Origin of the sequence: Acinetobacter nectaris CIP 110549 (genome assembly GCF_000488215.1) — a bacterium.
Classification (GTDB): domain Bacteria; phylum Pseudomonadota; class Gammaproteobacteria; order Pseudomonadales; family Moraxellaceae; genus Acinetobacter; species Acinetobacter nectaris.
In genome coordinates this window covers 254,366-280,565 of the sequence record NZ_KI530735.1, presented here as the reverse complement: position 1 = coordinate 280,565, position 26,200 = coordinate 254,366, and the positions used below count along the sequence as shown (strand labels likewise).

Here is a 26,200-nt window from a genome sequence, read left to right as displayed (position 1 = left end):
AACCTATTCACGATCTGTAGATTTTTTATCTTTGTTTGAGCTGATATTCGTTTTAATTTCAATTTCCTCTGAATGGATATGCATACCTTTATCTACTGACATATTCATAAAGTCATGTTTCTGACCATACAATGAAGAACCTTCATAAAAATCGCGCACATGCTTTAATAATACAACTAAAATTGCTGCAACAGGTAAAGCAATCAGCATACCTAAAATTCCACCTAGCTGTGCGCCTGCAAGTACTGCAAAAACAACAGCAACAGGAGACAAGCCAATTTTATCTCCTAATAAAAATGGTTGGAGTATATACCCTTCAATTGCCTGACCTATCATAAAGACAATTCCAACAAAAATAAGTTGCATCCAGTCCAATCCAAATTGGAAGAAGGTTGCAGCAACTGCTGAAATGATACCAACAGCAAAGCCAAGATATGGAATAATACTTGCCAAACCTGCAATCATTCCTATCATTAAACCAACTTCTAAACCAATAAGTTGAAGACCAACTGCATAAACAACACCAAGTAAAAACATAACAAGGAATTGTCCTTTTACAAATGCACCCAACACGCTATGGCATTCTTTCACAATTTGTAATGTAACACGCTCATAAGGTCTTGGAATTAAACGATGCATTTGCTCTAACATTCTGTTCCAATCAAGCAAGAAGTAAAATGAAATGATTGGTATTAAAACAACAGTACCACCTAATTGTATAAAGTTAAGTCCTGACTGTGCTAACCGTAAAACCAAACTTTGAATACTATTAACGCTATAATTCGTTTGAACATATTGCATAATTGTATCTGTAATTTGATTTGTATCTATAGACATTGGCTCTAAGCGAAAGGTATGCGTTGCCCATGGCAATACCGTGTGATTAATCCAATGAATGACATTAGGAATACCATCTCGTGCATAAATAATTTGCTTCCAAAGTACAGGAATAATGTACCAAGTCGCAAAGAATATACCGACACCAATACCAATAAAAACAATACTTGTAGAAAGCCAACGAGGTAACCCAATTTTAGATAGCCTTCCCACTAAACCACTAAAGAGATATGCAATTACAAAAGCAGCAATAAAAGGAATAACCACTGGTTTAAGTATAAAAACCAACCAAAAAAAGAGTGCTAACCCAGCCAATATAAAAATTCGACTCAACGTACGATCAACCATTGCGACTCGCCTATTAGAATTTTGAAATATTTATAAGGATAATGCACTTAAAGATAACATTTTGTTGGATAAATAACATAACAGTTTCGTATATAGGTTATAATTGTGCGGGCAAAGCGGAGACTTCATACATGAGCAACTCAACTTCTAACCAAAATACCAGTTTAAGTTACAAAGATGCAGGCGTAGACATTGAGGCAGGTGATGCCCTTGTTGGTCGCATTAAATCAGTCGCAAAGCGTACAACTCGCCCAGAAGTTATGGGTGGACTTGGTGGCTTTGGTGCACTATGCAAAATCCCTAAAGGTTATGAATCGCCTGTACTCGTATCTGGTACAGATGGTGTAGGTACAAAACTACGCCTTGCGCTTAACCTTAAAAAACATGACACTATTGGACAAGACCTTGTCGCAATGTGTGTAAATGATTTACTTGTTTGTGGTGCTGAACCGCTTTTCTTTCTCGACTACTATGCAACAGGACATCTTAATGTAGATGTTGCTGCTGATGTTGTAACAGGCATTGGTAAAGGTTGTGAACTTGCAGGTTGTGCACTTGTAGGTGGCGAAACAGCAGAAATGCCAGGCATGTATGAAGGCGAAGATTACGATCTTGCTGGATTCTCAGTAGGTGTTGTTGAAGAAAGTAAAATTATTGATGGTTCAAAAGTAAAATCAGGTGATGTACTTATTGGTATTGCTTCATCTGGTGCACACTCAAATGGCTACTCTCTTTTACGTAAAATCTTAGATGTAAAAAATGTTGATCTTACTCAAACTGTAGATGGTCGCCCATTATCAGATGTAGTTATGGAACCAACACGTATTTACGTTAAGCCAATTTTAGAGCTTTACAAACAAGTTGATATCCATGCAATGGCACATATCACAGGTGGTGGTTTACCAGGAAATCTGCCACGTGTGTTACCAAATGGTGCACAAGCTGTTATCAATGAATCTTCTTGGCAATGGCCTGAACTTTTCAATCTACTACAACGTGAAGGTAACGTTGAACAGTTTGAAATGTATCGTACTTTCAACTGTGGTGTTGGAATGGTCATTGCACTTGCTAAAGAAAATGCAGCAAAAGCGATTGAGATTCTAAATGCGCAAGGCGAAAAAGCATGGGAAATTGGCTACATTCAAGAGAATGAAGCGTCAGTTGAAGGTGCAGACGAAAAAATTCGTGTGATTTTCGAATGAAAAAAATTGCAGTATTAGTTTCAGGCAATGGCAGTAACTTGCAAGCACTTATTGATGCAAATCTATCAGGTCAAATTGTTGGCGTACTTTCAAATAAAGCAAATGCTTTTGCTTTAGAACGTGCTGCCCAAGCCAATATTGCAACTTGCGTTATTGAACATCGTAATTATCCAACACGTGAAGCTTTTGATCAAGCAATGCATCAACAGCTTTGCAAATGGAATGTAGACCTCGTAATTTTAGCTGGGTTCATGCGTATTCTAAGCACTGACTTTGTCATGCAGTGGGAAGGGAAAATGTTAAACATTCATCCTTCTCTACTTCCTGCCTATAAAGGTATGCATACACATCAACGTGTCCTTCAAACAGGTGATCGTTGGCATGGTTGTACTGTACATTTTGTCACACCACAACTTGATGCAGGTCAGGCAATTGCTCAAGGTGTTGTTGAGGTCCTACCTCACGACACACAAGACACTCTCGCACAGCGTGTGCACTTGCTAGAACATCGTATTTACCCAATGGTTACTGAGTGGATTTGTACAGAAAAGCTAACCTATACAAATGCAGACTATGTTTCATTAAATGGAAAAAAATTAACACAACCTTTTCAGGTTTGTTCAATTTAACGAAAAAGCGCATCTACAAAGATGCGCTTTTTTTATTATATGCTAATGACTACTGTAAACTTGCCTGCTGTTTAGCTTCTAACTGTTGTGTCAACGAAGCACCTAAACCTTGCCCCATCTCTGCTCCCATTTTTCCTAAGATAGACTCTAATGGATTATGCTCAACAGTATAATCAACAGTTTTAGATATTTTCAGCGTGCGCTTCAAGCTTTCTAGATTTCCAGCATGATCTGCTATACCAAGCTTAATTGCTTGACTTCCCGACCAAAACAAACCTGAGAATACACTTGGGTCTGCATTTTTAAGACGATCTCCACGACCTTCTTTTACTGCGTCAATAAAGTGCTGATGGACATCATCTAAAACTGCCTGTACATGTTCTCTCTGTGCAGGATTAATCGGTTTTGTCATACTGAGAATATCTTTATTTGCACCCGATGTCATGGTACGGTCTTCAACACCCAATTTTTGTGCTAAACCTGCTACACCATAATTTGGCATAATCACACCTATCGAACCAACAAGGCTTGATGGATTAACCCAAATTTCATTTACTGCTGATGCGATATAGTAAGCACCTGATGCCCCCATGTCTCCAATAACAGCATATACTTTCTTATTTGGATGCTCTTTTTCTAAATAGCGAATCTCTTGCCAAATATTATCTGACTCAACAGGAGAACCACCTGGAGAGTTAATGTTCAGAACAATCGCTTTGCTATTCTCTGCTTTAAAAGCAGCTTTTAATGCTTTGATAGTATCAGCACTATTAACATCTTTTGTACTTGAACCAATAGTTCCTTGAATATCTACAATAGCTAAGTGGTCGCCCACTGACTTTTCACTATCCATATCTTTTGATATTGAACAACTTTTAACAAGAAGAAAAAGTACAATAAAAAGAAAAATAAACGTTAAACTTTTAAAGAATATGCCCCATTTTCTCGTCTTCTTTTGTTCATTTATAGAAGATAGGACAACTTTTTCTAGAAGCTCCCACTCATTGCCTTTCTGTTCTCGTTGCGAGTTTGATTGATTATTCATTGCTTGATCTGTTGGTTTTGGTGGCCAATCGGACATATATCACATCCAAGATAATTAAAAATACTCCTGTATTATATACACTCAATTCGTGAATGCTGTCTAATTTCTACATTTTCACTTATAATCTACGCCATGCACAATAATTCTGAATGCCTCGCCTCTATCTGATGTCAAACCCTAAAGCAGAAAATTCATCTACTTACCGTTTACTTAAAGTAATGAGTAAGCCGTCTTTACATCTTACACGTGCAGTTGCACGATTTTTGGCGATCATTGTCAACCATATTAAAATTTCTAAAACTGCAAAATCTGCACATTTAAATATTAAAATTGCACTCCCTCATCTTGAAGATGAAAAACGGCAGATGATTATTAAAAGTGCTATTCAAAATGAAATGATTTCATATTTTGAGTTTTTCAACATTTGGGGCTCAAGTACTCAAAAAAATATTCAACGTATACATCATATCGAAGGTGAACATTATTTTCACGATGCACTAGCAGAAAATAAAGGACTCATTCTAATCGTCCCTCATTTTGGTACTTGGGAAATTATGAATGCATGGTTTGCTCAATATACAAATATGACGATTATGTATAAACCTATTAAAAATGCTGAGGCAGACCGCTTTGTACGTGAAGCACGAGAACGCGAAAGTGCTACACTCGTTCCAACAGATGAATCTGGTGTAAGACAAATTTTTAAAGCATTAAAACAAGGTGGCACAACTGTTATCCTTCCCGATCACACGCCACACATTGGTGGTACAATGGTAGACTATTTTAATATTCCATTGGCCTCTAGCACACTTTCAGCAAAACTTATTCAAAAAACTAAAGCACGTGCACTATTTTTATATGCAATTCGCAATGAGAATTTTGGCTTCAACATGGTCATTCAGCCTATTCATTCTTCTATTTACGAATGTTCAGATGTAGAAGGTACAAGAAAGATTAATAGAATGATAGAAACACTTATTCAAAAACATCCTGAACATTATCATTGGAGTTATAAACGCTTTAGAGCAAACCCTGAGCTACATAACCTTTATGATATTCCACAAGCAGAGGCTTTAAGCCGTATTCAAAAATTACGCCATCTCGATTAAGAAAATTTATTTTACGTATTTTAACCAGCTTTTAGAATCACGATAAAATTGAGATTCAATCCTACCATTTTGCTGTAAAGTCATTTGAATTGCTCCAGTTTCACTTGTTACCCATAATGGAATACCTAATTTCTCTAAACGATTGATAACATCTGTATGTGGATGCCCATAACGATTATTATATCCAGCTGATGCAATCGCGATCTGTGGTTGATAATGTCTCAAAAATGTTTCGGAAGAACTATTTTTACTGCCGTGATGTCCAAGTACCAATATATCTACAGGTAGGTTTGGATATTCTTTCATTAAACGTTGTTCTGTTTCATTACCAACATCAGCCATTATTAAAAAGTTTAATCTCTTTTTATTTTCATTCTCATAAGAAAGATAAACAACACAAGAATATTCATTTGCTGACTTCTCAACATGTTGTAAACCATCTAAGTTTGGCGACAAAATTTGAACTTTTAGACGATCATAATGAATAAATTGTCCTTCATGACAATAGGCAAATTTTTTGATTTGTTTTAAGTCATTAGGCTCATGGTTACTCATAACATGCTTTATAGGCATATTTTGTTTCAATACGGAGAATGCACCACTATGGTCTTGATCCAAATGAGAGAGTAATACGTGATCTAAATCAGCAATGCCCTTCTTCATCAAAAATGGAAGTAAAATCGACTTTGCTAAACTAAAATTCGACTCATTAAAATGTCCACCCGTATCTACCAACATATTATAATCATGATGCCGTATAAAAATTGACTGCCCCTGCCCAACATCGAGTACATTAAACTCGAAATCTCTATCCTGCTTTACAGGTAAGATACATGGCAAAAAACATACCAGTGCCCAAAATTTTGGTGAAGTTCTTTTAGGAAGGAACAATATCAATATACCCATTGCACATAATGCAATTTGCCAAGTATTCAAAGGAATATATGCTGTAGCCAGTGGCAGTTTTTCTAAATACATTAAAATTTTAGAAAAAACATCTAAAACCCAATCTGCAATTTTAAAACAATAGAAACCTATAACAGGTACGACATTGAATAAACATGCAGCAAAAATAATGAGGGGTACAACAACACCCCCGAGTAAAGGAATTGCAACCAGATTGGTAAAGGGTGCAAACCATGAAATTTGATGAAAAAATATAAGTGTAATAGGAAATAATGCGATAAAGATTTGCCACTGAGAAGAAACAAAAGGTTTAAATATGCGCTTGAACCAACTGATTTGGGATCTTTGTTCAGTTATTTGATAAATTCTTATTAAAACAAAACATGCACCATAAGATAGCCAAAACGCAGCCGATAATATATTTAAAGCATCTAACCAAAGCATCACAGATGCACTGAATAGAATTGTAAAAAATGCAGATACTTTTTGCTTTAAGAATAAAAATAGAGTGAAAATAACAACCGTAATGAGTGTACGTATCGCTGGAATTTCAAAGCCAACAAATGCACAGTAAAATAACACTCCTAAGAGAAAAGGGATTGCGAGCACATATTTTCTAGGATACTTTAAATATAAATTTGGAAATAAAAAATAAATAACTCCTTGTATTAGGAAAGTGATAAAACCTGCAAATATAAGAATATGTGGCCCTGAAATTGCCAAGAGATGGCTAATTCCTAAATGCTGAAACTGTTCCTGCGTATGACTTGTAATGAGACTTTCATCACCTGTTAACAAGGCAAGTAATAACCCCGAATGCTTAAATGACTGCTGCTCAAAAAAATGGCGATATTGCAAACGCTTTTTTTCTATAGCTAATTGCCAAAGCGAAAACCAATGGTTTTGCTCTTGAACAAATAACTTATATCTATAATCTTGTTTAAGTATGTGTTCATCAGCCTCTTGAATACTTGTAATACGTAATGTACCCATAATATTCTGTGCAATTAGCCATTTTTCTTTATCAAATGCATACGGCGTGGCATACCCATGAATTTTATCAACCTGACCTTCTAACCAATAATAATGACCAAGTTTTAAAGGGTTTTCTTTATATTTTTTTAGAGAGAAGCTTGTACGCCAATCTCTCCAAGCTCCATTTGAGTCAGGTGTAAAAACCTGTATATCTTGTTGGATAGATTGCTCTTTTAGCTGATCCATTTTTTGAATATACACCAGCACTTTCACAGTATCTTTTGCCAAAATCCGATTCTTCAATCGCTCTTGTAATGCATTATGCGCATGTGTCTGTGCAAATAAAAAACTGATAACAGCAATCGTTAAGCTGATACTGACTTGAAAAATAAGTTTTTGATATGATTTTAAAGAGTTTAGACCACACCTAATAGGTATAAAAATACATAGTGCAATGAAAGCAATTACAAGCAGTCGTGTATAAGATATTGGCTCTATTATGGGTGAACCTATATATGCATGCCCTAAAACCCATGTAATTAGTGTTGTATATAACATTCCACTCATAATTAAAATACATAAAATTAAAGCCCACATTTGTGAGCCTTAATAATTATATAATATATTTTTATAAAATTTAAACCCAAATACCATCCTGCATATGCAAAATTTTATCAGCAGATCGAGCAAGACCTTCATCATGCGTAACAATTAACATTGCCATATTAAATTCAGCCTTTAAATCATTTAATAAGTCAAAAATGCCTTTTGCTGTATGTCTATCTAAATTTCCTGTTGGCTCATCTGCAAGCATCACTTGTGGTTTAGCAACCAAAGCACGGGCTAAAGCCACACGCTGTCTCTCACCGCCTGAAAGCTCACCTGGTTTATGTGTGAGTCGATGTGATAGTCCAACACGCTCTAGTAAGTACTCTGCTTTTTCCTTTACTTCTTTATATTGCGTGCCCTTTCGCAGCATCAATGGCATAGCTACATTTTCAAGCGCACTAAACTCAGGGAGCAAATGATGAAATTGATATACAAATCCTAAATGTGCATTTCGTAAATTTCCACGATGTGTTTCATTCAAGTTGTCAAAACGCTTATCATTTAAAAATACTTCACCTTCCGTGGGACGGTCTAGCCCACCCAAAACATGAAGTAACGTACTTTTACCCGACCCACTTGAACCTACAATAGAAACAAATTCTCCTGCATGTACCTGAAGAGATAAACCCTTCAATACTTCAACATGAGATTTACCTTCACTAAAAGTTTTTGAAATATTTTTTGCTTCTAATACAATATTACTCATAGCGTAGAGCCTCCGCAGGTTGTACTTTAGATGCACGAAATGCAGGGTAAATTGTTGCTAAGAAGCTTAAGATTAAAGATACAGTCACAATAAGAACAACATCTTGCCATCTTAAATAAGAGGGTAAATAATTAATAAAGTAAGCATCAAATAAATGCCACCCCAAACGTGTATTTAACCAATCAATAATGTTACTAATACTTGTTGCAAGAATAATACCGAGTACCGCACCTGTAAGTGTACCAACAAAACCAATAATCGTACCTTGCACCATAAAAATACGTGTAATCGTACTTGGTGAAGCACCTAATGTTCTTAAAATTGCAATATCTGACTTTTTATCTGTAACTACCATTACCAAAGAAGACACAATATTAAAAGCAGCGACAACCACAATTAAAAATAATAGAAGGCTGACCATTGCCTTTTCCATTTGAATTGCACTAAACAAGTTACCATGTGTATACGTCCAATCAGAGGCATAAAAACCTTGAGGTAACTGATGTACAATATTTTGGCTCACTTGAGGTGCAAGAAATAAATTATCAAGCTTTAAACGAATCCCCTGCGCACCATCTGGCAAACGTAATAAAGTAGATGCATCATACAAGTTGATATATCCCATACTAGAATCAACTTCTGCGCCAATACTAAATATACCCACAATTTTGAAGCGCTTAAATCGAGGAACAACACCTGCAGGTGATGGTGTCGCTTCAGGTAATACTAAAGTCACACTATCATTTAAACCAAGCCCAAATGAGTCAGCAAGTTGCTTCCCAATAACTATACCAAAGCTACCCTTCGTTAAGTTATCTATACTGCCTGCAACCATATGATTTTGAATGATAGATACATTCTTTTCATATTTGGCATCTATGCCTGTTACCATAAGCCCAGACACTTGCCCTTGAGCTGTTAACATCCCTTGTAACTGCGTAAATGGTGCAACACCTGTTACATGTTCTTGCTTCGCCACTTTTTCTGCCAAACTCGGCCAGTTTGTAATAATTTCATTTGAAGATATTGTAGCTTGTGGCACCATGCCAAGGACACGCGTCTTCAGTTCTCGGTCAAAACCATTCATGACGGAAAGTACTGTTATCAGCACAGCAACGCCTAGCGTAAGCCCAATCATTGAAACAAGCGCAATAAAAGAAATAAAGTGATTACTGCGCCTAGCGCGAGTATATCTCAGACCGATGTACAGCGAGATGGGTTTAAACATACGACCTAAATCCGGGTATTTATGAACAAATACAGCAACAATATATATCGCAACTGCTTAAGATTTTATGATCCAATCCTTTGTGAAGATATAATATCCTTAAAAGATACTGATGATCTTTTGAACCACTCAAAACAACAAACTCATAAATTGAATAATATATTAAGATGATTTAATTTAAAAAGATCAATAAATTGGCAAAAGCTTATCTTTATTTCAAATAAATTAAAACCACATTACAGATACCATATACGATTCAATTGTACAAAGCATGTTACCTAACATTCATTTATAGATATTTCTCACACACAACGGCGCTTTTGTCGTTGTATTGTCTGATCTAAAGCACTGGAAAACTCTCTTTTATCCCTTTCTCCAAGTGGCTTCGGTCCACCTGTCTGTACACCTGCGCCACGCAATGTATCCATATAATCACGTAAGTGTAATCGTGCCTTTATATTTGCAATGGTATAAATCTCACCTCTTGGATGAATCGCAACACCACCTTTTTCAATCACTTCTGCTGCAAGTGGAATATCTTGAGTAATCACAATATCTCCCTCACACATCTGCTGAACAATCTCTTTATCCGCTTGGTCTGCACCACTTAAAACTTGTATGGACTTAATGCGGACAGATGGTGTTATTCCTAAGGGTTGATTAGCTACAAAAACTACTTCTAATTGATAGCGGTCAGATGCTTTAAAAATAATATCTCTATAAATTCTTGGCAATGCATCAGCATCTACCCACAACTTAAACTTCAGCACGGCAATCATTTCATTTTAAATAAATTTATTTTAACAAGATATCCCATGAAATGCCCTAAAGATTTACTCACTGAAATCTGCTTAAAATGATTATAGAATATGCATGAATTTTTAAAATTTACGAACTTTTCATACAAATGACTTGAAAAATAGAGAAAAATGCACGATATAGTGAACTAAAGGGATAAAACTTAGCGTGCTTATGAATATACAAAAAAATAGACCTGAAACAATCACTGTTGAAGATAAAAATTTTGGTAGCCATGTTGAACATTGGAGTCTTCTTACCAACAATCCCACTCAAACAGTGCCACAATGGTTAGGTCAGGCACTCAATTCACCTATAATGCCTATGGGACTTTGCCCAACAGAAAGTGATATGGATGAAAATTGTTGGCTTATCCAAGGACCAAGTGAGTCTAAAATTCAGATTGCGCAAGTTATTGCTGTTGAAAATAACCAACCTAGAGCTGTTAAAACAGCTTTCCCAATTTTTGAAAGTCCTTTTAAAACAACTGCAAAAATTGAAAGAGTTATTCGTAGTGAAAATAATAGCCAAGCAGTTTTACGTCTCAATGTAGGTCACAATGCAACTGTTTATGCTTTTGACAATTTATACACTGTCAATCATAAACAATATGATACAACACAACCTTATGCTGTATCACTCACTGCATGGGCATATGAATTAAATACTGTTAACCCTGATGAGCATATTGTTGTTGATGATCCTGCATCAATAAAACATCATCGTGCACTAAATGATATTTTGGCAGAGCACAATGGTGTAGCACCTGCTAACCTACAAGAGTTGATTGATCAGTGGCAGCCAAAAACAGAAGATGACAAAGCCCCAGTTACTGTAGACTTCTCTAAAATGGTTGCTTATCTATATGGTGAGAATATTGGCCAAGAAGATGAGGCATGGTTTCAAGGGAAAATAGTTGGTAAAAGTCATTTAGACTTCAACGGTGAAGTATATACACTCTATGACGTTACGCTCTTACTCGAAGATAACGAAGAAGCAACCCTCATTCGTATTATTACTAAAGATAATTTGTATAAGAATTATGAAATAGGTGAATATATCCGCGGTAATATATGGATTCAAGCAAATATTTATTCTACAATCGAGAGTAAATAATAACCATATAATGAATATTATATGATTTGGAACTGATAAATGAAAACCGCTCCAGAACAAATAAATACGCTCGTACAACACCATCATGCACAGCCAAAGATTAAAATTGATACAGGTGCAATTTGCTTCTTTTTTCTTGGTATTTTTATGATTGCATTCCTATTGCACTCTATTTACTAATTAAAAAGCAAGATCCCTTTTATTCGTCTAAAAGAGATCTTGCTTTTTTAGAATACCTTAACCGTGTTTAGTTGCAAATTGTTCCATAAATTCTATCAGTGCTTGCACACCTTCCAATGGCACAGCATTATAAATACTTGCTCGCATACCGCCTACTGAACGGTGACCTGCAAGATTCAATAAATGAGCAGCCTCGGCTTGTTTTAAAAACTCTTTATCTAAAGAGCTGTCTGCTAAAGTAAATGGTACATTCATAATAGAACGATTTGGTTGTGCAATTGGGTTATCATAAAACTTACTTTGATCAATGTAGCCATAAAGTAAGTTAGCTTTCTCAAGGTTTTTTTGATGAATAGCCTCAACACCGCCCTGCTCTTTTAACCATTCAAATACCAACCCTGCAAGATACCAAGAATAAGTCGCAGGTGTATTTAACATAGATCCATTATCTGCTTGTGCAGAGTATTTTAATAACGATGGAATCTCAGGTTTTGTTTGATCAAGTAAATCATCACGAACAATAACGATCGTTAAACCCGCAGGACCAATATTTTTTTGAGCACCTGCATAAATCAGACCAAACTTAGAAACATCTAATGGTGCAGATAATATACTAGAGGATAAATCTACAACCAATGGTGCTGTTGTTTTAGGAACTTCATTAAACTGTATACCACCAATTGTTTCATTATCACAATAATGTACATAACTTGCATTTTCAGATAGCTGCCAAGTACTGCTATCTGCAATGGCTGTTTTGCCTTCTTTTTGGAAAGTTGCATCAATTGTATGGATATTCCCATAACGCTGTGCTTCTTTAATTGCTTTTTCTGACCATATTCCTGTAGAAATATAATCTGCCTGATTATTTTTACCCAATAAATTCAATGGTATTGCAGAAAACTGAAGTGTTGCTCCACCTTGTAAAAAAAGGACTTTATAATTATCAGGAATATTCAATAAATCTCGAAAATCTGCCTCTGCTTTCTCAGCAACTGCAACATAATCTTTATTGCGGTGACTCATCTCCATGATGGAAACACCTTTACCTTGCCAATTTAATAATTCACTTTGAGCTTTCTCTAAGACAGCAGTGGGCAATGCAGCAGGTCCAGCACAGAAATTGTACGCGCGCATAAGATTTCCTTTTATATATTCAATACGAAAGTGTTTAAGATCTGACAGTAAGTTCAAAACTTACTAAATTTAGATTCTTATATATAAACGATAATAAAGCGAAAAGACATTTCTTTTTTAATATTTTTAATATAAAAGCTCGGATACACTCAATTATTTGAGTGTATCCGAAATGGTGCAGAAATTAGAAACGGAAACCAAAACCTAAATAAGTCACAATTGGGTTAATTTCAATTTTTGTATCACCCTGTACATTATACGACCCTGCTAAAGGATGCTTTCCTGAAACATTTAAGCTTGCATGTGTATCTAACTGAACGTAGCTTACTGATGCTGTAATAAACCAATCTTTATTTACATTATAGTCAGCACCTAAAAAAGCAACTGGTGCAATCGCATCTTTAACTTTTACATTTGTGATAGAACCATTTGTTGCTTTTAACAATGGATCATTTTGAATACCTGAATCTAATTTCAGATCAGAAAAGTGAGCATACATTAAACCAGCACCAATATATGGGCGGAATTTATTAGTAACTGCACCAAAATGATATTTACCTGTAATCACTGGGCTATAAACTTTAATATCGCCAACTTTACTAAATTTATCTAAATTCAGTTTTCCGCTTAATAATGATCCCTCACCTTTAATATCTAAACGTGGTGGCACACCAAGAATCAATCCTAAGCTCACATTATCATTCACAAGATAATCAATCTTAAACTCTGCTGTATTTGTTTTTTCTAAATCAAAACCAGCATCAGATGTAAATCCTGTTGAACTTACAAGTTTATTATTACTCGTTGAATAAACACCTTGCTTACTGCCTTGTGGCATGATGTGTGCCCAGCCTGCTGAAACAGCAATAGTTTTCCCGTCTGTCGTTTCTGCATGTGCTGCACTTACTAAAGCTAGAGCGACTGGCGCGATCATATATGTAAGCTTATTCATGATATTTCATATCCCAAATTAGGTGAATTGCACAAGGTGCAATAAAAAATTACGCAAATTATTAGAATATTTACTTTAATTTTCAATCTATTTTTTTATTTAAAATATGTAAAAAATATATAAATTATGAAAAAAACATGAATTATTAAAGTTTTAGCTCTAATTTATCATAATTTCTAAACCCATCTATTTGTCTTTTTTTTAATCAAAACCTTCTAAAATACACATTAATTTTTATGTAACTGTTTGTAAGTTACCTCTGCATTTCTTCGATATATATCGTAAAGCAAGTAAACTAAGATATAGCTATCTAATATTTTAAGGATTTTCTAATGTATGAAGTCGAGCTAAAGCTACAAATTCCGCAGCATAAAAAGCTGACCGTAAAAAAAGCGATTCAAATGCTTTCTCCCGAGCACACATCATTACATGCACAATATCTAGATACAGAAAACTTCCTATTTGCAGAGAACTTCGCCGCATTACGTTTAAGAAAAGAAGATAATGACTGGGTACAAACGCTAAAAGCAGGTAAAAATGCACTTGCTCGATATGAAAATGAAATTAACCTAGGAGTTTCTGATACTGTACCTAAAGTCGATTTATCACTATATAAAAGTGACAAAACAGCACAAAAAATACTCTCAACCATTTTAAAAGAAACTAAGGCACAACCTCTTCAAGTAAAATTTGAAACGATTGTAGAAAGAGATTTTAAACTCGTACAACATGAAAATACTGAAGTTGAAATCTGTCTTGATATTGGCACTGTTGGCAACAGTAAAGATGTTACACAAGAGATTTACGAGTTAGAATTTGAGCTTAAAAAAGGCAAAACTGATGAACTTATTCATCTTGTTCAAGACTGGGTTAAAAAGTATCATATTTGGTTAGATGTACGCAGTAAAGCAGAACGTGGAAATTTACTTGCACGTAATATGACAACCAATATTGCAAAAACTTTTGAAGTAACAGCACTTGAGAAAAAAGCTTCAGGCAAACAAGCACTGCAAAATATTATCGCATCATATACTCAACAGCTATTGCCAAATATTGCAGTAATTTCAGACCAAATTGCCGATGCAAAACACTTCTTTTCGACCCAGCTTATTATAGAAAATATTTGCCATACCTTAGACCTACTTATCGAGTATATTCCAAATACAATAAGCGAAAATAAGCAGATACTTTTAGACTTAAATAATCAGCTTATTGATTTTACAGTACTTCATTATCTTAAACATGAAACATTGCAATCTGTAGAAGCGTATCAGTTTAAAAATATTGATCGAGTTCTAGATAAATATCGTTTAGAGTTTTCTAAAACAGTGCGCTCCCCTGCATTTACTTGCCTTATTTTAGAGCTCATGAAACTGGGCTTACCTCTAGAAAAAACAAAACAAAAGGATGAAAGCCCACGTTTTGAAAAAATACTTACGAAAAGATATAAGTTATTAAAACAACAACTTGCTCAAACAGTTCAGCCAGAGAATGAAGAGTGTAAGCCAGATGCCCAAACATTAATGCTGATCTCTCAATTCCAATATTGTCTAAATCACTCTCATAAAAATCTCTTACCTCTCCAAGTAGATAAAGATTACTTCTCAGAAGTATATGATTTATATAAGAATCACTTACTCAGTAAACAAGTGGTTTTACAACATGTAAAAGCCATTAAAACAGAGCAATTTTTCTTCTTAGGATGGATAAGTGGACGAGAAGATAAAATATTGAAACGCTACTATAAACTTATGAATAAACTTTCTATTGAAGAATAAGTTTTTAAACTTAACTGGCTTTTACCCAAAAGCCAGTTATCTATATTTCCCAAATACTTTCCAAACACCATTATCCGCTATTGGGTCACTATAGCTATCGCTTCGTTGCTTTCGAGGTTTATCTCGAGCATCTACTAATTTAAAGTGCTCTTTTACTCCTAAAATAATTCCATTCACATAAAAACGTGTTCTTGTATAATCACTTCTTCCATGTTGAAAAACATATGTCCTTAAATCAATAAATTCTCTATGTGCAACCAATGCCGCAGTATCATCACTATCAATCCATGATTTCATTGCGAACAACTCAGCATCATCAAATTGACCACATTTATCTACAAGAGTCAAAGCATTGCGAAAAGTTTTAGATTCCTTTGCCCGTGTTTTATTAATACGAATACGATCTACATGGAAAAAAAATAAAGGTAAATTAAGATGGCTTGGCAAATGAATCTCATCTACAACTTCATCTTGCATAAATGGCTGACATAACTGCTTCGCTCTCTCTATAAGAGGCTGCCATTGCTGATAATATGCTTCGACATCTCTTTGTGGTGCATAATAGATAGGTAATCCTTCAACAAATGCTATGTTTTTTGGTGGCCAAGACTCTTGTCTTAGAAGTTGAATATCTTGCTTTAAATTTTGAATCTCAATTGCATCTGACATAGTTATACCGACCAAAAACTTAGGCTATTTATATTCAGATTAAGTGAATGGTTTTGTTTAAGCAAGCATTTGTTATAATGAAAATCTATTTTTGTATGGATATAAAATAATGACTCAAAAAATAAATGCAACGGATATTACTGAAGATGAAGCATTAAATGCAGCTTTCTTTGAGCGTGCAGATGAATTTATAAAAATAGCAAATGACTTTTGTCACCCTGATAAGAAAAAAAATTCTGAAAGCCCAGCCCAAATCCGAAGCGAAGTCAGCGCATCATTACTTTTTGCCAGTGCACGCTTTAATACATGGGTAGCATCCAATACATTTCAAAATAGCGAAGAAATGCGCAAGTCAAAAGATGATGTAATTTCATACCTTATGCAGCAGTTTCAAATGATGCTTGAAGACAATTTTGATGAATATTGTGAACAATTTGAAAACTATTTACGTTTTAGAAAAAATGAAGAATTTCATCATCATAAGCACGAATAAAAAAGAGCTGTGTTACAGCTCTTTTTTATAGTCTAGTTTGGCTCTTCTATCTCTTCTTTAATTTTAATTGCAGAGATATCAAAACTCTTTTCTTTACCATCTTTAAATGTAATTAATAAATGATCATCATAATATTCACCTAAAAATATATTTGATAAATCTAAGTGATGATTCAATAAGAATTCTTCTAAACGATCTCGGTCAATACCCTGCTCTTCTATGAGTGTACTAAACAATTGCCCTCTTAAAATGAAAATTTCAGAAGGAGGTATTGCCGTATCTTTTACCGCAGCCAGCTGACCATCAGGCTGAATTTCAGCATAGTAAACTTCTTGAAATGAGTGATAGCCCATACAATGTAGTTGTGAAAGAACTCTTAACATATCAATCTTTCGACGCTTTTGCTCAATATCATTGAGTAAAAACCTACCATGCCGAATAATTGGAATAGACTCACCTATCGCAATGGTTCTGAATCGTAGTACATGATGCGATAAATAGTTTAAAAAATACATAAAAGTTACGCTTATCAAGAGCAATAAGACAAACTCTGTAATCTTTAAACCATCATTATAAATAGACCCACCAACAACCGCACCAAAGATAAAGTTGCCAATAAAGTCTACTGCTGTGAACTGTGTAAGTTGCGTTTTTCCAATAAAATTCATATATGAAATAATAATTGTGAATGCAATTACCAGTTTTACTAATAGAAATATATAAAATGTTAAGCCCATTTTTATACCTTTGTTTTTATTGATATTTCATTTTATAAAGCTTGTCATGTTTACTATTTTTATAACAATACCGCATTGGATTGGTTCGCTTTGACCGCCTTCCACTTTTTCCAACCATAAAGTGCCATAATCACAAATGCAGCATATAGACCTGCTGTTAAATATAAGTCTTTATACATAAACATACCCACGTAAATTATATCAACAATTACCCATAAAGGCCACGTAGCAATATATTTACGACTCGTCCAATAGGTTGCTAACAAACTAAAGGCTGCAAGCTGTGCATCCAACATGGGTACAGCAGCATTGGTAAATGTTTTTAATGTAAAACCAAATAGTAAACCAAATAATTCTGCAAGAATCATCTGCAGAACAAGGTGATTAATAGCTAAAGGTTCAATACGTATATCTTGCTGTTCTTGTTTTGTTTTCAACCAGAAATAAAAGCCATAAAAATTCATGATTAAAAAAATAAATTGTAGGATGACTTCACCATATAGCTTGTATTCGAAGAAGAGATAACCGTAAAGGATATAAGCCAAAAGGTTAAACCACCAACACCACATATGGCGAAGAATTGTAAGTCCCACACCAATGACACTTACAAGAACTGCAAATATTTCTAAATTAGACATGCGAATAAGATTTGGACAAAGAATATCTTATGCTAAAGCCTGTAAAACGAATTAGCAATTGCATTTCGGCCAATGTTTTACCTTGATGACCCTAAGAGTTTTTTTGAAATATAGTTACTACATCGCACTGAAAATTGATCAATATATTTACTATAAATCGCAGATGCAATAAAAATGGCACTCAAACAGATTATTACAGCACCTATCACAGCAGAATCATAACTCCAATGTAAATGCCTTAAATAGTTAAATACAGGTATACATGTCAGGTAAATAAACATCATATGTAATAAATAAATTGAGAATGATAGTTTACCTAAATACACCAAGGCTTTTTTATCCAACGCTTCACTAATTCTTGGTGTCATTAAAATGCTATAAACAATAAGAATACCTGCAAGAAAATTGCCATATTCATATGTTCTTTTACCCAGTATGCTATGTAACCAATGATACGCATGGCTATTATTATGAGCACCTGCAAAATACAATCCAAGAACAAGCATTATAATCCCAAGTAAAAGAGGAATTTTTCGACCATATAAATAAAAGTAGCAGCCAATAACGAAGCTACACATACCAAGAAAGAAGCTTTCACCCATCCATAACGTAAGACAAGGTAGCATTAACGAAGCAGGAATAAACATAGATGGTTTATAGTGATGAACCAATACTATTGCGAAAAGCAACAATGAACCGAATAGCTCCAATTGCATTGTCCAAAGTACCCAATTTGTCGTGCTGCTAGCAAAAAAGAAAGCGCCTAAGCTACCTTCATAAACTGCTTGCTTAAAGGTAATCGTTTCTGTTGCATATGCTTGCAACCAACCATTGACTAAATTGCTATCAATGTCTGTAAATGACAGTGCAATCCATGCCAATATGCATGAAAAAAATGCAGGTATTGCCAATCGAGGGTAACGCTTAATCGCCATTTCAGCAACTTTTCGAGGAACATTCGCATTTCTCAAAATTGCATAACTTAAAACAAATCCACTTAGAACAAAGAAAACAAATACGGCAGCAGTACCAGAATACCAAAAAGCAAATGGTGACTGATGCATAAAATGATCCCAAGCACCACGTGCGCGATCCTCGGGAGAAAATTGGTGTAGATATGGATAAAAGCTTAAGCTCAGGTGAGAAAAAACAACCGCCAAGCACGCCAATCCACGAATACTTTCAGCAGAATTTAATTTAGCCATATAGGGAAAGTGCAAGTATCAAACTAACGAAGCATAATAGATGAGCTTGTGTAACTTGCAAGCAAAACAACACAATCCCTACCAACCAATTACTCTATTCTACACGAATAATTTTTCCTTGCTCGTTGTGATATACCGTAGTGACTTTCTGCTGACGACTTTGTGTAACTTCCTGCTCAGGTAGTGCAAAGTGTCGTGCATAATCTTGTGTCGTTTTTGTCGCCACCTGTTTCACTGTATGTGCAGGGATTAACTTGCACCATAAACATAAACCACCCGCACATAGCAGCAACGAAACCATATCTACTTGTAAACCAAGCCAGAATGCATTCCATAGCTTATTTAAGCCATATGGTGTGCTATAAATGATAAACATCAAAATGAGTAGAATTGGGCGCCACAGCAAGAACCAACAGCCCCACAAAAGTGCTGTTGTCGTTGTTGACATATAACGTCTATGCCAAGGTAACTGTTCGCGCAAATCTATAATTAATGATCTAGTACTCATGGGAAAAACCTTTAATATTAGGACTTAGAACGAACACCACGATCGGGGCTCACCCAACGTGCTCGTTTTCCATCGCGTCTAGCTAGCACTTTTGGAAAAGCAATAATGCTGGCTGTTACGGTAATGAGCCAAAATACAAATGGATACCAAATCATCCAATAATAGTTTTTAAACAGTCGAGGCTCATAGCGACTATCCATCCATTTACTCATGACAAACTGCAATAAACACGTCGCACCAAGTAATATCCCGATCCCATCTGGGAAAAATGGTGAACTCATTGCAGGAAGCACATGGTTTGGCACAATTAGATTGAACAACCATATACCTGCCATTATAAGCATCAAATATGACCAAACTAATGTGAGACAAAGCTCGATCATCAATGGCCATAAAAAGTTTAAACTTGGTCTAAATAAAACATCAAAATTCTTAATAAGGACTTGTGCACCACCCATTGCCCAACGTAAACGTTGCTTATAGAGACCTTTTAGTGTCTCAGGCATAAGTATCCAAACCAAAGCATTTGGTTCAAATTGCACATCCCACCCTGCCCTCTGGAGCTTCCAAGTAATATCAATATCTTCTGTCAACATATCAGGTGACCAATATCCAATTTCATGTACTGCCGTTTTACGGAACGCAGTAATTACTCCTGATACTGTAAATAAACGACCAAACACACGTTGTGCTCGTTTAATCATCCCAACAATTGAAGAAAACTCTCCAACTTGAATACGCCCTAACAATGTAGAACGCGTTCTAATACGAGGATTACCCGTTACTGCTGCTACAGTTGGATCTGCTAAAAAGTGACGCATCATCCATGTAGCTGCATGCTTATCAAGTAATGCATCACCATCTATACCAATGAGATACTCAGCTTCGGTTACAAGACTCCCTGCTTGTAATGCCATTGCCTTCCCTTGGTTCTGGGCAAGATGTACTACTCTTAGTTTCTCATATTTCATTGCCAATTCATCTAATACTTCAGCAGTATTATCTGAACTACCATCATTAATAGCGATCACCTCAAAGTCTGGATAGTCAAGCTGTAAAGCATGGCTAATCGTTTCCTCTGCATTGTCACTTTCATTAAAGCATGGGACAAGAACAGCGACCTTAGGATACTCTGGTAATGGTTTAGGCTGTGTATATGGTGGATCTTTTTTCTCTTTCAAGTAAAAGATAACCGCACCAATCATCCACAAATAAGACATAAAAAGTGGATAATAGAAAACAAACGCTAAGGCTGATTTCCAAAAGTGCTGTAATGCTGACATATTGTCAAACTCCTAAGGCTCAATACCATTTGACTTTGAATCAAACGCTTGGCGCATAATCGTTGGATCGGGATGACCTGTAATTGGATCATCTGGATAATATGCAACATGCATAACACCTTGCTGATATAAAGACTTAATCGTATCCGCTAACTCCTGTGATGGAATTGGCTTACTGTTTTGTCTCCAATCAACCGCTTGTAATTCAACGACAGATTTGCGAATCCCATTTGGATACTGCTTTAAGCGTTTAACAATATCTGAATAGAATTTAGTTTTATCTGTGGCTTGCTCCATATAAGGCATAGCCATGATAGCTGTGAAGTCATAACGATTTAATGACCGTTCAAGTGATTGCGAATACCACGTCTCTGCATTCGGGTTTAATACAACTTGCGCATACATATTCCGCGCTGTGTGTAATGCAGGTTGATATTGTCTAACCTCTGCTGCTAATTGTAACGCAAAGTTATCTAAGTAGTCTGTTTTAAATGCTGCCCATTTTTGTAGCGTCTTGTCATCTTTGCGTATCGCTTCTAAATCTGTTGGTAATCCTGCTTTTTTATATGCTTGTAATGCTTCAGGACTGGCATCTTCATAGTCAGACAAAGTCGCATCATCATGAAATAAGATACCGTCAATCGTTGCCGACTTTCCTAAGTCTTGATAAATACCTTCAATGACTTTACGTGCAGGCGCTGAAAATGGCGACAAACGAATATAACCCATATTTAAATGGTCACTATGTTTCGGTTGTTGTGTAACTACTAAGTCTTTAGAAACAGGGTTAGATTTTGGAAGCTCCCATGCAAGTAATGGCATCCATGCATATACACGTTGTACTTGGGTACGTGATGCAATTTGCCAAGCAACGCGGTTAAATAAGTCTTGACGCATTGGAATGTAACGGTTCGGGAAGTAAACCATATCCGCTGAACCATTGGCATCAGGGTCTGAGAATGCTTGCAAGTAAACTGTGTTCACATTCATTTTTTGAATGCGATCGAGTAAAGCACCTAGGTTCTTCTCTTCTTGCTTTTCGTCTTTATCATAAATGTAGTCTAAGTCTACATGCATGATTTTTTGTGGACGATAGTTATCTCCAAGATTCTTTTCTCGGCTTTCAATTTCATGCCCTAAGTCATCAAGACTCATGTCATGTTCAACTAAAATACGGTTGAGTGCACCTAATGATTTTTTCAAATACGCAGGGCCATCATCTAAGGTAATGGTAATTGGCATACCAAGTTGTTTAGCAATGCGTACTGTTTCCATGTTGTAGCGACCATATGGCCAAACCATTACACGCGGTACAGGAACACCATTGGCTTTAAATGCCTCATTGTTTTTCTTCAGGTCATTGTAAATACGTCGGTTGTATTCACCATCACCTTCATATTTTTTCGTGGTTGCATTATAAATACGTGTAGTTGCAGCAGGCTCTGAGTTCCCTTGTGGGTTACCTATTACACCATAGTGTAAGTTATAGCTGTGGTTAGCAATTTCAACATAACCACTATCACTCATTTCTTTAATTTGTTGCCACGTTAAGATTTTGTTACGTGTAATTTCATCATCACCAAAGTGAACTTCTTGATTGGCAGGTGTATCTACCCATGAACCAACAACAGCAAGTACAACAGGTATTTTATTTTCTTTTACAAATGGATAGATGTTGCTATAAAAAGATTCATAGCCATCATCAACTGTAAGAAGTACAGGCTTGGCAGGAAGGGTCATTTTGCCTGCATGCGCTTTAAGCAATTCATTCACAGATATAAAGTGAAATCCGTTTTGCTGTAACCACTTCACTTGTTTTTCAAAGTTTTCAGTGCTCACCGCATAAAATGGAATTAATGCGTCATTCGCTTGGTTGGTCACTTCATGGTACCCAATCACTGTCAGTGTCGTTGGGCTTATATGGGGTTTCTTGGCTGCATATATAGAAGGTGATAGACCCAGCATAGCCAGACTGACACAGCCTGCAACGACTGAACCTAAAAAACGAGTAAGCATACGGTTTCCGTTTATAAATTTCATATTACTGATTAAATGGAAGCTACATCCCTGCGCAAACTAACTTCCTCACCACATACTTTTAATCAGTAATTCTTTAGATATTGTCAAAAGTTAAACTGAATTTCAGCTTAAAATGCCAATAGCCTTCATAACCAATTCATGATCGTATGATAGGCGAGATTGTAGCGAATTTATATGAATAAGCTAGCTAAAAGATAAGCTTTATTTATACTTTTTTTATCTTTCAACAGGCAAAAATTATACAAACTAGACTAAAGCTATAAGACATACATTTGACAGTAAATTATTTCAGAAGATTAAATTTTCCTATTCATCTCTTGTCTTTACATCAAACAATTCAATTTCAAAGATTAGATCAGCATTTTTAGGAATAATTTTCCCTATTTTTCTATCACCATATGCAAGATGTGCAGGAACTTTTAAATGGCGTTTGCCACCAACTTTCATTCCCATAAGCCCCTGATCCCAGCCTTTAATCACGCGACCTGTTCCAATAACACACTCAAAATACTGTCCACGATCTAAGGAAGCATCAAACTTTGTTCCATCTGCGAGCCAACCCGTGTAGTGCGTTGTAATCAGTGCTCCTTTAACAACAGTTTTTCCTGTTCCCTCTTTAATATCGGTAACTTCAAGTTCTTGCATATTTTCTTATATCTTCATGTATTGATTGCTACACATCATAAATGACTTCATGAAATTTAGATAGAAGCAGTGCTTACAAAGTGTTTAAGCATAGAGCTTGTAAATAAAATGTAATTTACATGATTAAAAAATAATCAAATTATTTACACCTTTTACTTCTATATTTACGGCTCAGAAAAAATACTTCACAGCCGAATTACAAATGCATATCACACGTATATTAGAAGTAAAATCCGCGTTAACTTTTGTCATTATTCGCGATAAATAATTTTTTTCATTTAGTATAAAAGCATGGTTTTAATCAAACATACATCATTATTTCAGATACAGAAGTAAAGGATATTTGCCATGAAAAATGTAAAAGATATATTTGCAACATCATCCACTTTTTCAGCAAGCACAGCATTTACTCATACTTGTGAAGATATCTACAAAGAACATCATAGTCATATTTCGCTTCAAAAATTAGCGAATTTAAACCCTATTCACCAACCCAATGTTATTACCACAGACCCTCATGCAATCCAGTACCATTTAAATGGTGCACTTCATGGTATGGATACACAAGGTTATATTCCAAAACAAGTTACACTTTATTAGGAAAGACTATTTTTTCTCTTTATACGTTAAACTGCATGATTTTTTTTGGTGCTGATGTAGTCTCATTTGCTTACGCGCTTCAGCAGCATCAAAGCGACAACGTTGCCACTCATTTTCAATATTGAGTTTAGGTACAACTTGTGGTTTTCCTGACTCATCTACAGCAACCATTGTAAAATAGCAACTATTGGTATGGCGCTGTGCACGTGTACGAATATTTTGCGCCTCTACACGTATACCAATTTCCATAGATGTACGACCAACATGGTTTACCGAAGCTAAAAAGGTTACAAGCTCCCCCACGTGAATTGGTTCTTTAAAAGTCACTTGATCTACAGACAATGTAACAACATAGCTACCCGAGTAGCGACTTGCACATGCATATGCAACTTGGTCTAATAGCTTTAAAATTGTACCACCGTGTACATTTCCTGAAAAATTTGCCATATCTGGCGTCATCAAAACGGTCATCGTTAATTCAGATTGGTCTTCTGATGCAGGAACCACTTGTTGATCTAATTCAGGCATTATTTACATCCTTGATTAAAGCGTCTTTTCTCTTATTATATCGACTTAAACATAGATACTAAAGGGTATTCATCAATCCAATTACGCGAACACTCCACCTAAAGAAAAAAAACTCCCCCTCCACTCTAAGTAAATGTGCTAAATATTAAATTTAAATACTTATTTATATACACCTTTTGACATTAGAATTTGATTTAGAAAATCTTGCCATTTGTATAGCGATTTTAATTTATTTTTCTTTTTTAGAGATAATAATGGAAACCTTTATCGTGCTTGAGTAAAGGTCACCAACTAAAACATCTCCGTATTCTTTTCCTGCATAAGAAGCGACTTTTGGTGAATAATTTCTTTTAATTGATCTATTTTATTTTGTGCTGCAATCAATCCTGCACTCATTGTATTATCTCGTGCTTTAACATCAAAAATATGTGCTTTCTCGCGAATATCAGGCTGTATAACAATATCTGCATTTTTCAACTCATTTTGAGATAAGTGCTGCTGCATAATATTAATATTCTGATTAAATAAACCCCACATATTTGTTGTTTCTGTATATTGTGGCTGTTGCAGTATATCTACAGCAATAACAATATCTGCTCCCAAGTGACGTGCAACTTCAACAGGGACAGGGCTTACAAGTCCACCATCGACATATTCTTTACCTGAAATTTTAGCTGGAATAAACATACTTGGTATCGCAGTCGATGCCTGTACGGCTTGTCCTGTATTGCCATAATCAAAAACTGTTTTTGCACCTGTTTTTAATTCAGTTGCCACAATATATAAGGGAATTTTCATTTTTTCTAAAGGTAAATAATCAATTTGTTTATTTACGAAATCTGAAACTTTTTCTCCATCTAAAAAACCTTTACGTGTGAGTGTAATTTCACGAACATCATTCACTTTCATATTTAATGCAATATTTTTCATTTCGTCCGCAGTCTTCCCACTTGCATACATTGCACCTACAATACTTCCAGCACTTGTGCCCACAATAAAATCAGGTCGAATTCCTTGACTTTCCAATGCTTCAATTGCACCTATATGTGCATAACCTCTTGCACCACCACTACCCAAAACTAAAGCAATAATAGGCTTATGTTTTTTTTCTTTTTCTACATAAAAATTATAGGCACTTGGTCTCGCTTCAGCAGTTTCAATTGTTTGACCATGTTCGACAGGCACCAATATCGTAGACTGTTGGGCAACAGCTACCAATGGCAAGAAGAGAAAAGAAATTAATATAAAAGCCCACTTTTTCATATAGAATTACTACAAACAGAAGTTTTTGAAAAATAC

26 protein-coding genes are annotated in these 26,200 nt (G+C 35.4%); 8 read left to right on the top strand and 18 right to left on the bottom strand.

The window, feature by feature from the left end; translation table 11 throughout:
• Positions 1-3 precede the first annotated feature (3 nt).
• Positions 4-1,185 (bottom strand): AI-2E family transporter, encoded by a 1,182-nt coding sequence (locus tag P256_RS11645; RefSeq protein ID WP_023273887.1) that lies wholly within the window; start codon positions 1,183-1,185, stop codon positions 4-6.
• Between the two features lie 131 nt (positions 1,186-1,316).
• Here P256_RS11645 and purM point away from each other — a divergent pair, with 131 nt between their 5' ends.
• Both purM and purN read left to right on the top strand, forming a co-directional pair.
• On the top strand, positions 1,317-2,387 hold the full coding sequence (gene purM, locus P256_RS11640) for a phosphoribosylformylglycinamidine cyclo-ligase (protein ID WP_023273886.1): 1,071 nt from the start codon (positions 1,317-1,319) through the stop codon (positions 2,385-2,387).
• On the top strand, positions 2,384-3,016 hold the full coding sequence (gene purN, locus P256_RS11635; RefSeq protein ID WP_023273885.1) for a phosphoribosylglycinamide formyltransferase: 633 nt from the start codon (positions 2,384-2,386) through the stop codon (positions 3,014-3,016). The genes purM and purN overlap by 4 nt, the downstream gene beginning before the upstream one ends.
• 49 nt (positions 3,017-3,065) lie before the next feature.
• Here the strand turns inward: purN and sppA are convergent, their stop codons facing one another.
• Positions 3,066-4,097, bottom strand: coding sequence for a signal peptide peptidase SppA (sppA, locus tag P256_RS11630; RefSeq protein WP_023273884.1), 1,032 nt, complete (start codon positions 4,095-4,097; stop codon positions 3,066-3,068).
• Between the two features lie 131 nt (positions 4,098-4,228).
• Between sppA and P256_RS11625 the strand changes: the two genes are divergently transcribed.
• Entirely contained in the window at positions 4,229-5,170 is a 942-nt protein-coding gene (locus tag P256_RS11625; protein WP_040332187.1) for a lysophospholipid acyltransferase family protein, read from the top strand.
• A 6-nt stretch (positions 5,171-5,176) separates the two neighbouring features.
• Here the strand turns inward: P256_RS11625 and P256_RS11620 are convergent, their stop codons facing one another.
• The 4 genes from P256_RS11620 to P256_RS11605 all read right to left on the bottom strand — a co-directional run bounded on the left by P256_RS11620 (position 5,177) and on the right by P256_RS11605 (position 10,364).
• Positions 5,177-7,648 (bottom strand): DNA internalization-related competence protein ComEC/Rec2, encoded by a 2,472-nt coding sequence (locus P256_RS11620; protein WP_023273882.1) that lies wholly within the window; start codon positions 7,646-7,648, stop codon positions 5,177-5,179.
• Between the two features lie 40 nt (positions 7,649-7,688).
• Complete coding sequence (lolD, locus tag P256_RS11615) at positions 7,689-8,366, bottom strand: lipoprotein-releasing ABC transporter ATP-binding protein LolD (RefSeq protein WP_023273881.1); 678 nt, start codon at positions 8,364-8,366, stop codon at positions 7,689-7,691.
• Positions 8,359-9,594, bottom strand: coding sequence for a lipoprotein-releasing ABC transporter permease subunit (locus tag P256_RS11610; protein WP_023273880.1), 1,236 nt, complete (start codon positions 9,592-9,594; stop codon positions 8,359-8,361). The genes lolD and P256_RS11610 overlap by 8 nt, the downstream gene beginning before the upstream one ends.
• A 302-nt stretch (positions 9,595-9,896) precedes the next feature.
• Entirely contained in the window at positions 9,897-10,364 is a 468-nt protein-coding gene (locus tag P256_RS11605) for a YaiI/YqxD family protein (RefSeq protein ID WP_228130240.1), read from the bottom strand.
• Positions 10,365-10,566: 202 nt separating this feature from the next.
• On the opposite strand from P256_RS11605, the gene P256_RS11600 reads away from it, so the two are divergent.
• Both P256_RS11600 and P256_RS13325 read left to right on the top strand, forming a co-directional pair.
• Positions 10,567-11,508: a hypothetical protein gene (locus P256_RS11600; protein ID WP_023273878.1), complete on the top strand. Its 942-nt coding sequence runs from the start codon at positions 10,567-10,569 to the stop codon at positions 11,506-11,508.
• 39 nt (positions 11,509-11,547) lie between these two features.
• Positions 11,548-11,688 carry a hypothetical protein gene (locus P256_RS13325; RefSeq protein WP_023273877.1) on the top strand — a complete coding sequence of 47 codons (141 nt, stop codon included), beginning with the start codon at positions 11,548-11,550 and terminating at the stop codon, positions 11,686-11,688.
• Between the two features lie 57 nt (positions 11,689-11,745).
• Here the strand turns inward: P256_RS13325 and serC are convergent, their stop codons facing one another.
• Positions 11,746-12,825, bottom strand: coding sequence for a 3-phosphoserine/phosphohydroxythreonine transaminase (gene serC / locus P256_RS11595; protein WP_023273876.1), 1,080 nt, complete (start codon positions 12,823-12,825; stop codon positions 11,746-11,748).
• 184 nt (positions 12,826-13,009) lie between these two features.
• Positions 13,010-13,777: an OmpW/AlkL family protein gene (locus P256_RS11590; RefSeq protein WP_023273875.1), complete on the bottom strand. Its 768-nt coding sequence runs from the start codon at positions 13,775-13,777 to the stop codon at positions 13,010-13,012.
• Positions 13,778-14,109: 332 nt separating this feature from the next.
• On the opposite strand from P256_RS11590, the gene P256_RS11585 reads away from it, so the two are divergent.
• Positions 14,110-15,555: a CYTH domain-containing protein gene (locus P256_RS11585; RefSeq protein WP_023273874.1), complete on the top strand. Its 1,446-nt coding sequence runs from the start codon at positions 14,110-14,112 to the stop codon at positions 15,553-15,555.
• Between the two features lie 36 nt (positions 15,556-15,591).
• Here P256_RS11585 and P256_RS11580 read toward each other — a convergent pair whose 3' ends face one another.
• Positions 15,592-16,224: a hypothetical protein gene (locus tag P256_RS11580; RefSeq protein WP_023273873.1), complete on the bottom strand. Its 633-nt coding sequence runs from the start codon at positions 16,222-16,224 to the stop codon at positions 15,592-15,594.
• Positions 16,225-16,333: 109 nt separating this feature from the next.
• Between P256_RS11580 and P256_RS11575 the strand changes: the two genes are divergently transcribed.
• Positions 16,334-16,717, top strand: a complete 384-nt coding sequence (locus tag P256_RS11575) for a DUF3144 domain-containing protein (protein WP_023273872.1) — start codon at positions 16,334-16,336, stop codon at positions 16,715-16,717.
• A gap of 32 nt (positions 16,718-16,749) precedes the next feature.
• Here the strand turns inward: P256_RS11575 and P256_RS11570 are convergent, their stop codons facing one another.
• From P256_RS11570 to P256_RS11540, 7 genes are all read right to left on the bottom strand, one after another.
• Positions 16,750-17,454 carry a DUF421 domain-containing protein gene (locus tag P256_RS11570; RefSeq protein WP_023273871.1) on the bottom strand — a complete coding sequence of 235 codons (705 nt, stop codon included), beginning with the start codon at positions 17,452-17,454 and terminating at the stop codon, positions 16,750-16,752.
• 59 nt (positions 17,455-17,513) lie between these two features.
• The gene (pnuC, locus tag P256_RS11565; RefSeq protein WP_023273870.1) at positions 17,514-18,092 is read right to left on the bottom strand and encodes a nicotinamide riboside transporter PnuC; all 579 of its coding nucleotides are present in this window, start codon (positions 18,090-18,092) and stop codon (positions 17,514-17,516) included.
• Between the two features lie 77 nt (positions 18,093-18,169).
• Entirely contained in the window at positions 18,170-19,297 is a 1,128-nt protein-coding gene (locus tag P256_RS11560) for an acyltransferase family protein (RefSeq protein ID WP_023273869.1), read from the bottom strand.
• A 94-nt stretch (positions 19,298-19,391) separates the two neighbouring features.
• Positions 19,392-19,805, bottom strand: coding sequence for a poly-beta-1,6-N-acetyl-D-glucosamine biosynthesis protein PgaD (gene pgaD, locus P256_RS11555; RefSeq protein WP_023273868.1), 414 nt, complete (start codon positions 19,803-19,805; stop codon positions 19,392-19,394).
• Between the two features lie 17 nt (positions 19,806-19,822).
• On the bottom strand, positions 19,823-21,088 hold the full coding sequence (pgaC, locus tag P256_RS11550; protein WP_023273867.1) for a poly-beta-1,6-N-acetyl-D-glucosamine synthase: 1,266 nt from the start codon (positions 21,086-21,088) through the stop codon (positions 19,823-19,825).
• Positions 21,089-21,100: 12 nt separating this feature from the next.
• Positions 21,101-23,104, bottom strand: a complete 2,004-nt coding sequence (gene pgaB / locus P256_RS11545; protein ID WP_023273866.1) for a poly-beta-1,6-N-acetyl-D-glucosamine N-deacetylase PgaB — start codon at positions 23,102-23,104, stop codon at positions 21,101-21,103.
• A 330-nt stretch (positions 23,105-23,434) separates the two neighbouring features.
• Positions 23,435-23,773, bottom strand: a complete 339-nt coding sequence (locus P256_RS11540) for an FKBP-type peptidyl-prolyl cis-trans isomerase (protein WP_023273865.1) — start codon at positions 23,771-23,773, stop codon at positions 23,435-23,437.
• 348 nt (positions 23,774-24,121) lie between these two features.
• Here P256_RS11540 and P256_RS11535 point away from each other — a divergent pair, with 348 nt between their 5' ends.
• A complete protein-coding gene (locus P256_RS11535) occupies positions 24,122-24,373 on the top strand; it encodes a hypothetical protein (protein WP_023273864.1) in 252 nt (83 codons plus the stop codon).
• Positions 24,374-24,379: 6 nt separating this feature from the next.
• Here P256_RS11535 and P256_RS11530 read toward each other — a convergent pair whose 3' ends face one another.
• On the bottom strand, positions 24,380-24,901 hold the full coding sequence (locus P256_RS11530; protein WP_023273863.1) for an acyl-CoA thioesterase: 522 nt from the start codon (positions 24,899-24,901) through the stop codon (positions 24,380-24,382).
• A gap of 291 nt (positions 24,902-25,192) precedes the next feature.
• Entirely contained in the window at positions 25,193-26,164 is a 972-nt protein-coding gene (locus P256_RS11525) for a patatin-like phospholipase family protein (RefSeq protein WP_023273862.1), read from the bottom strand.
• Between the last annotated feature and the right edge of the window lie 36 nt (positions 26,165-26,200).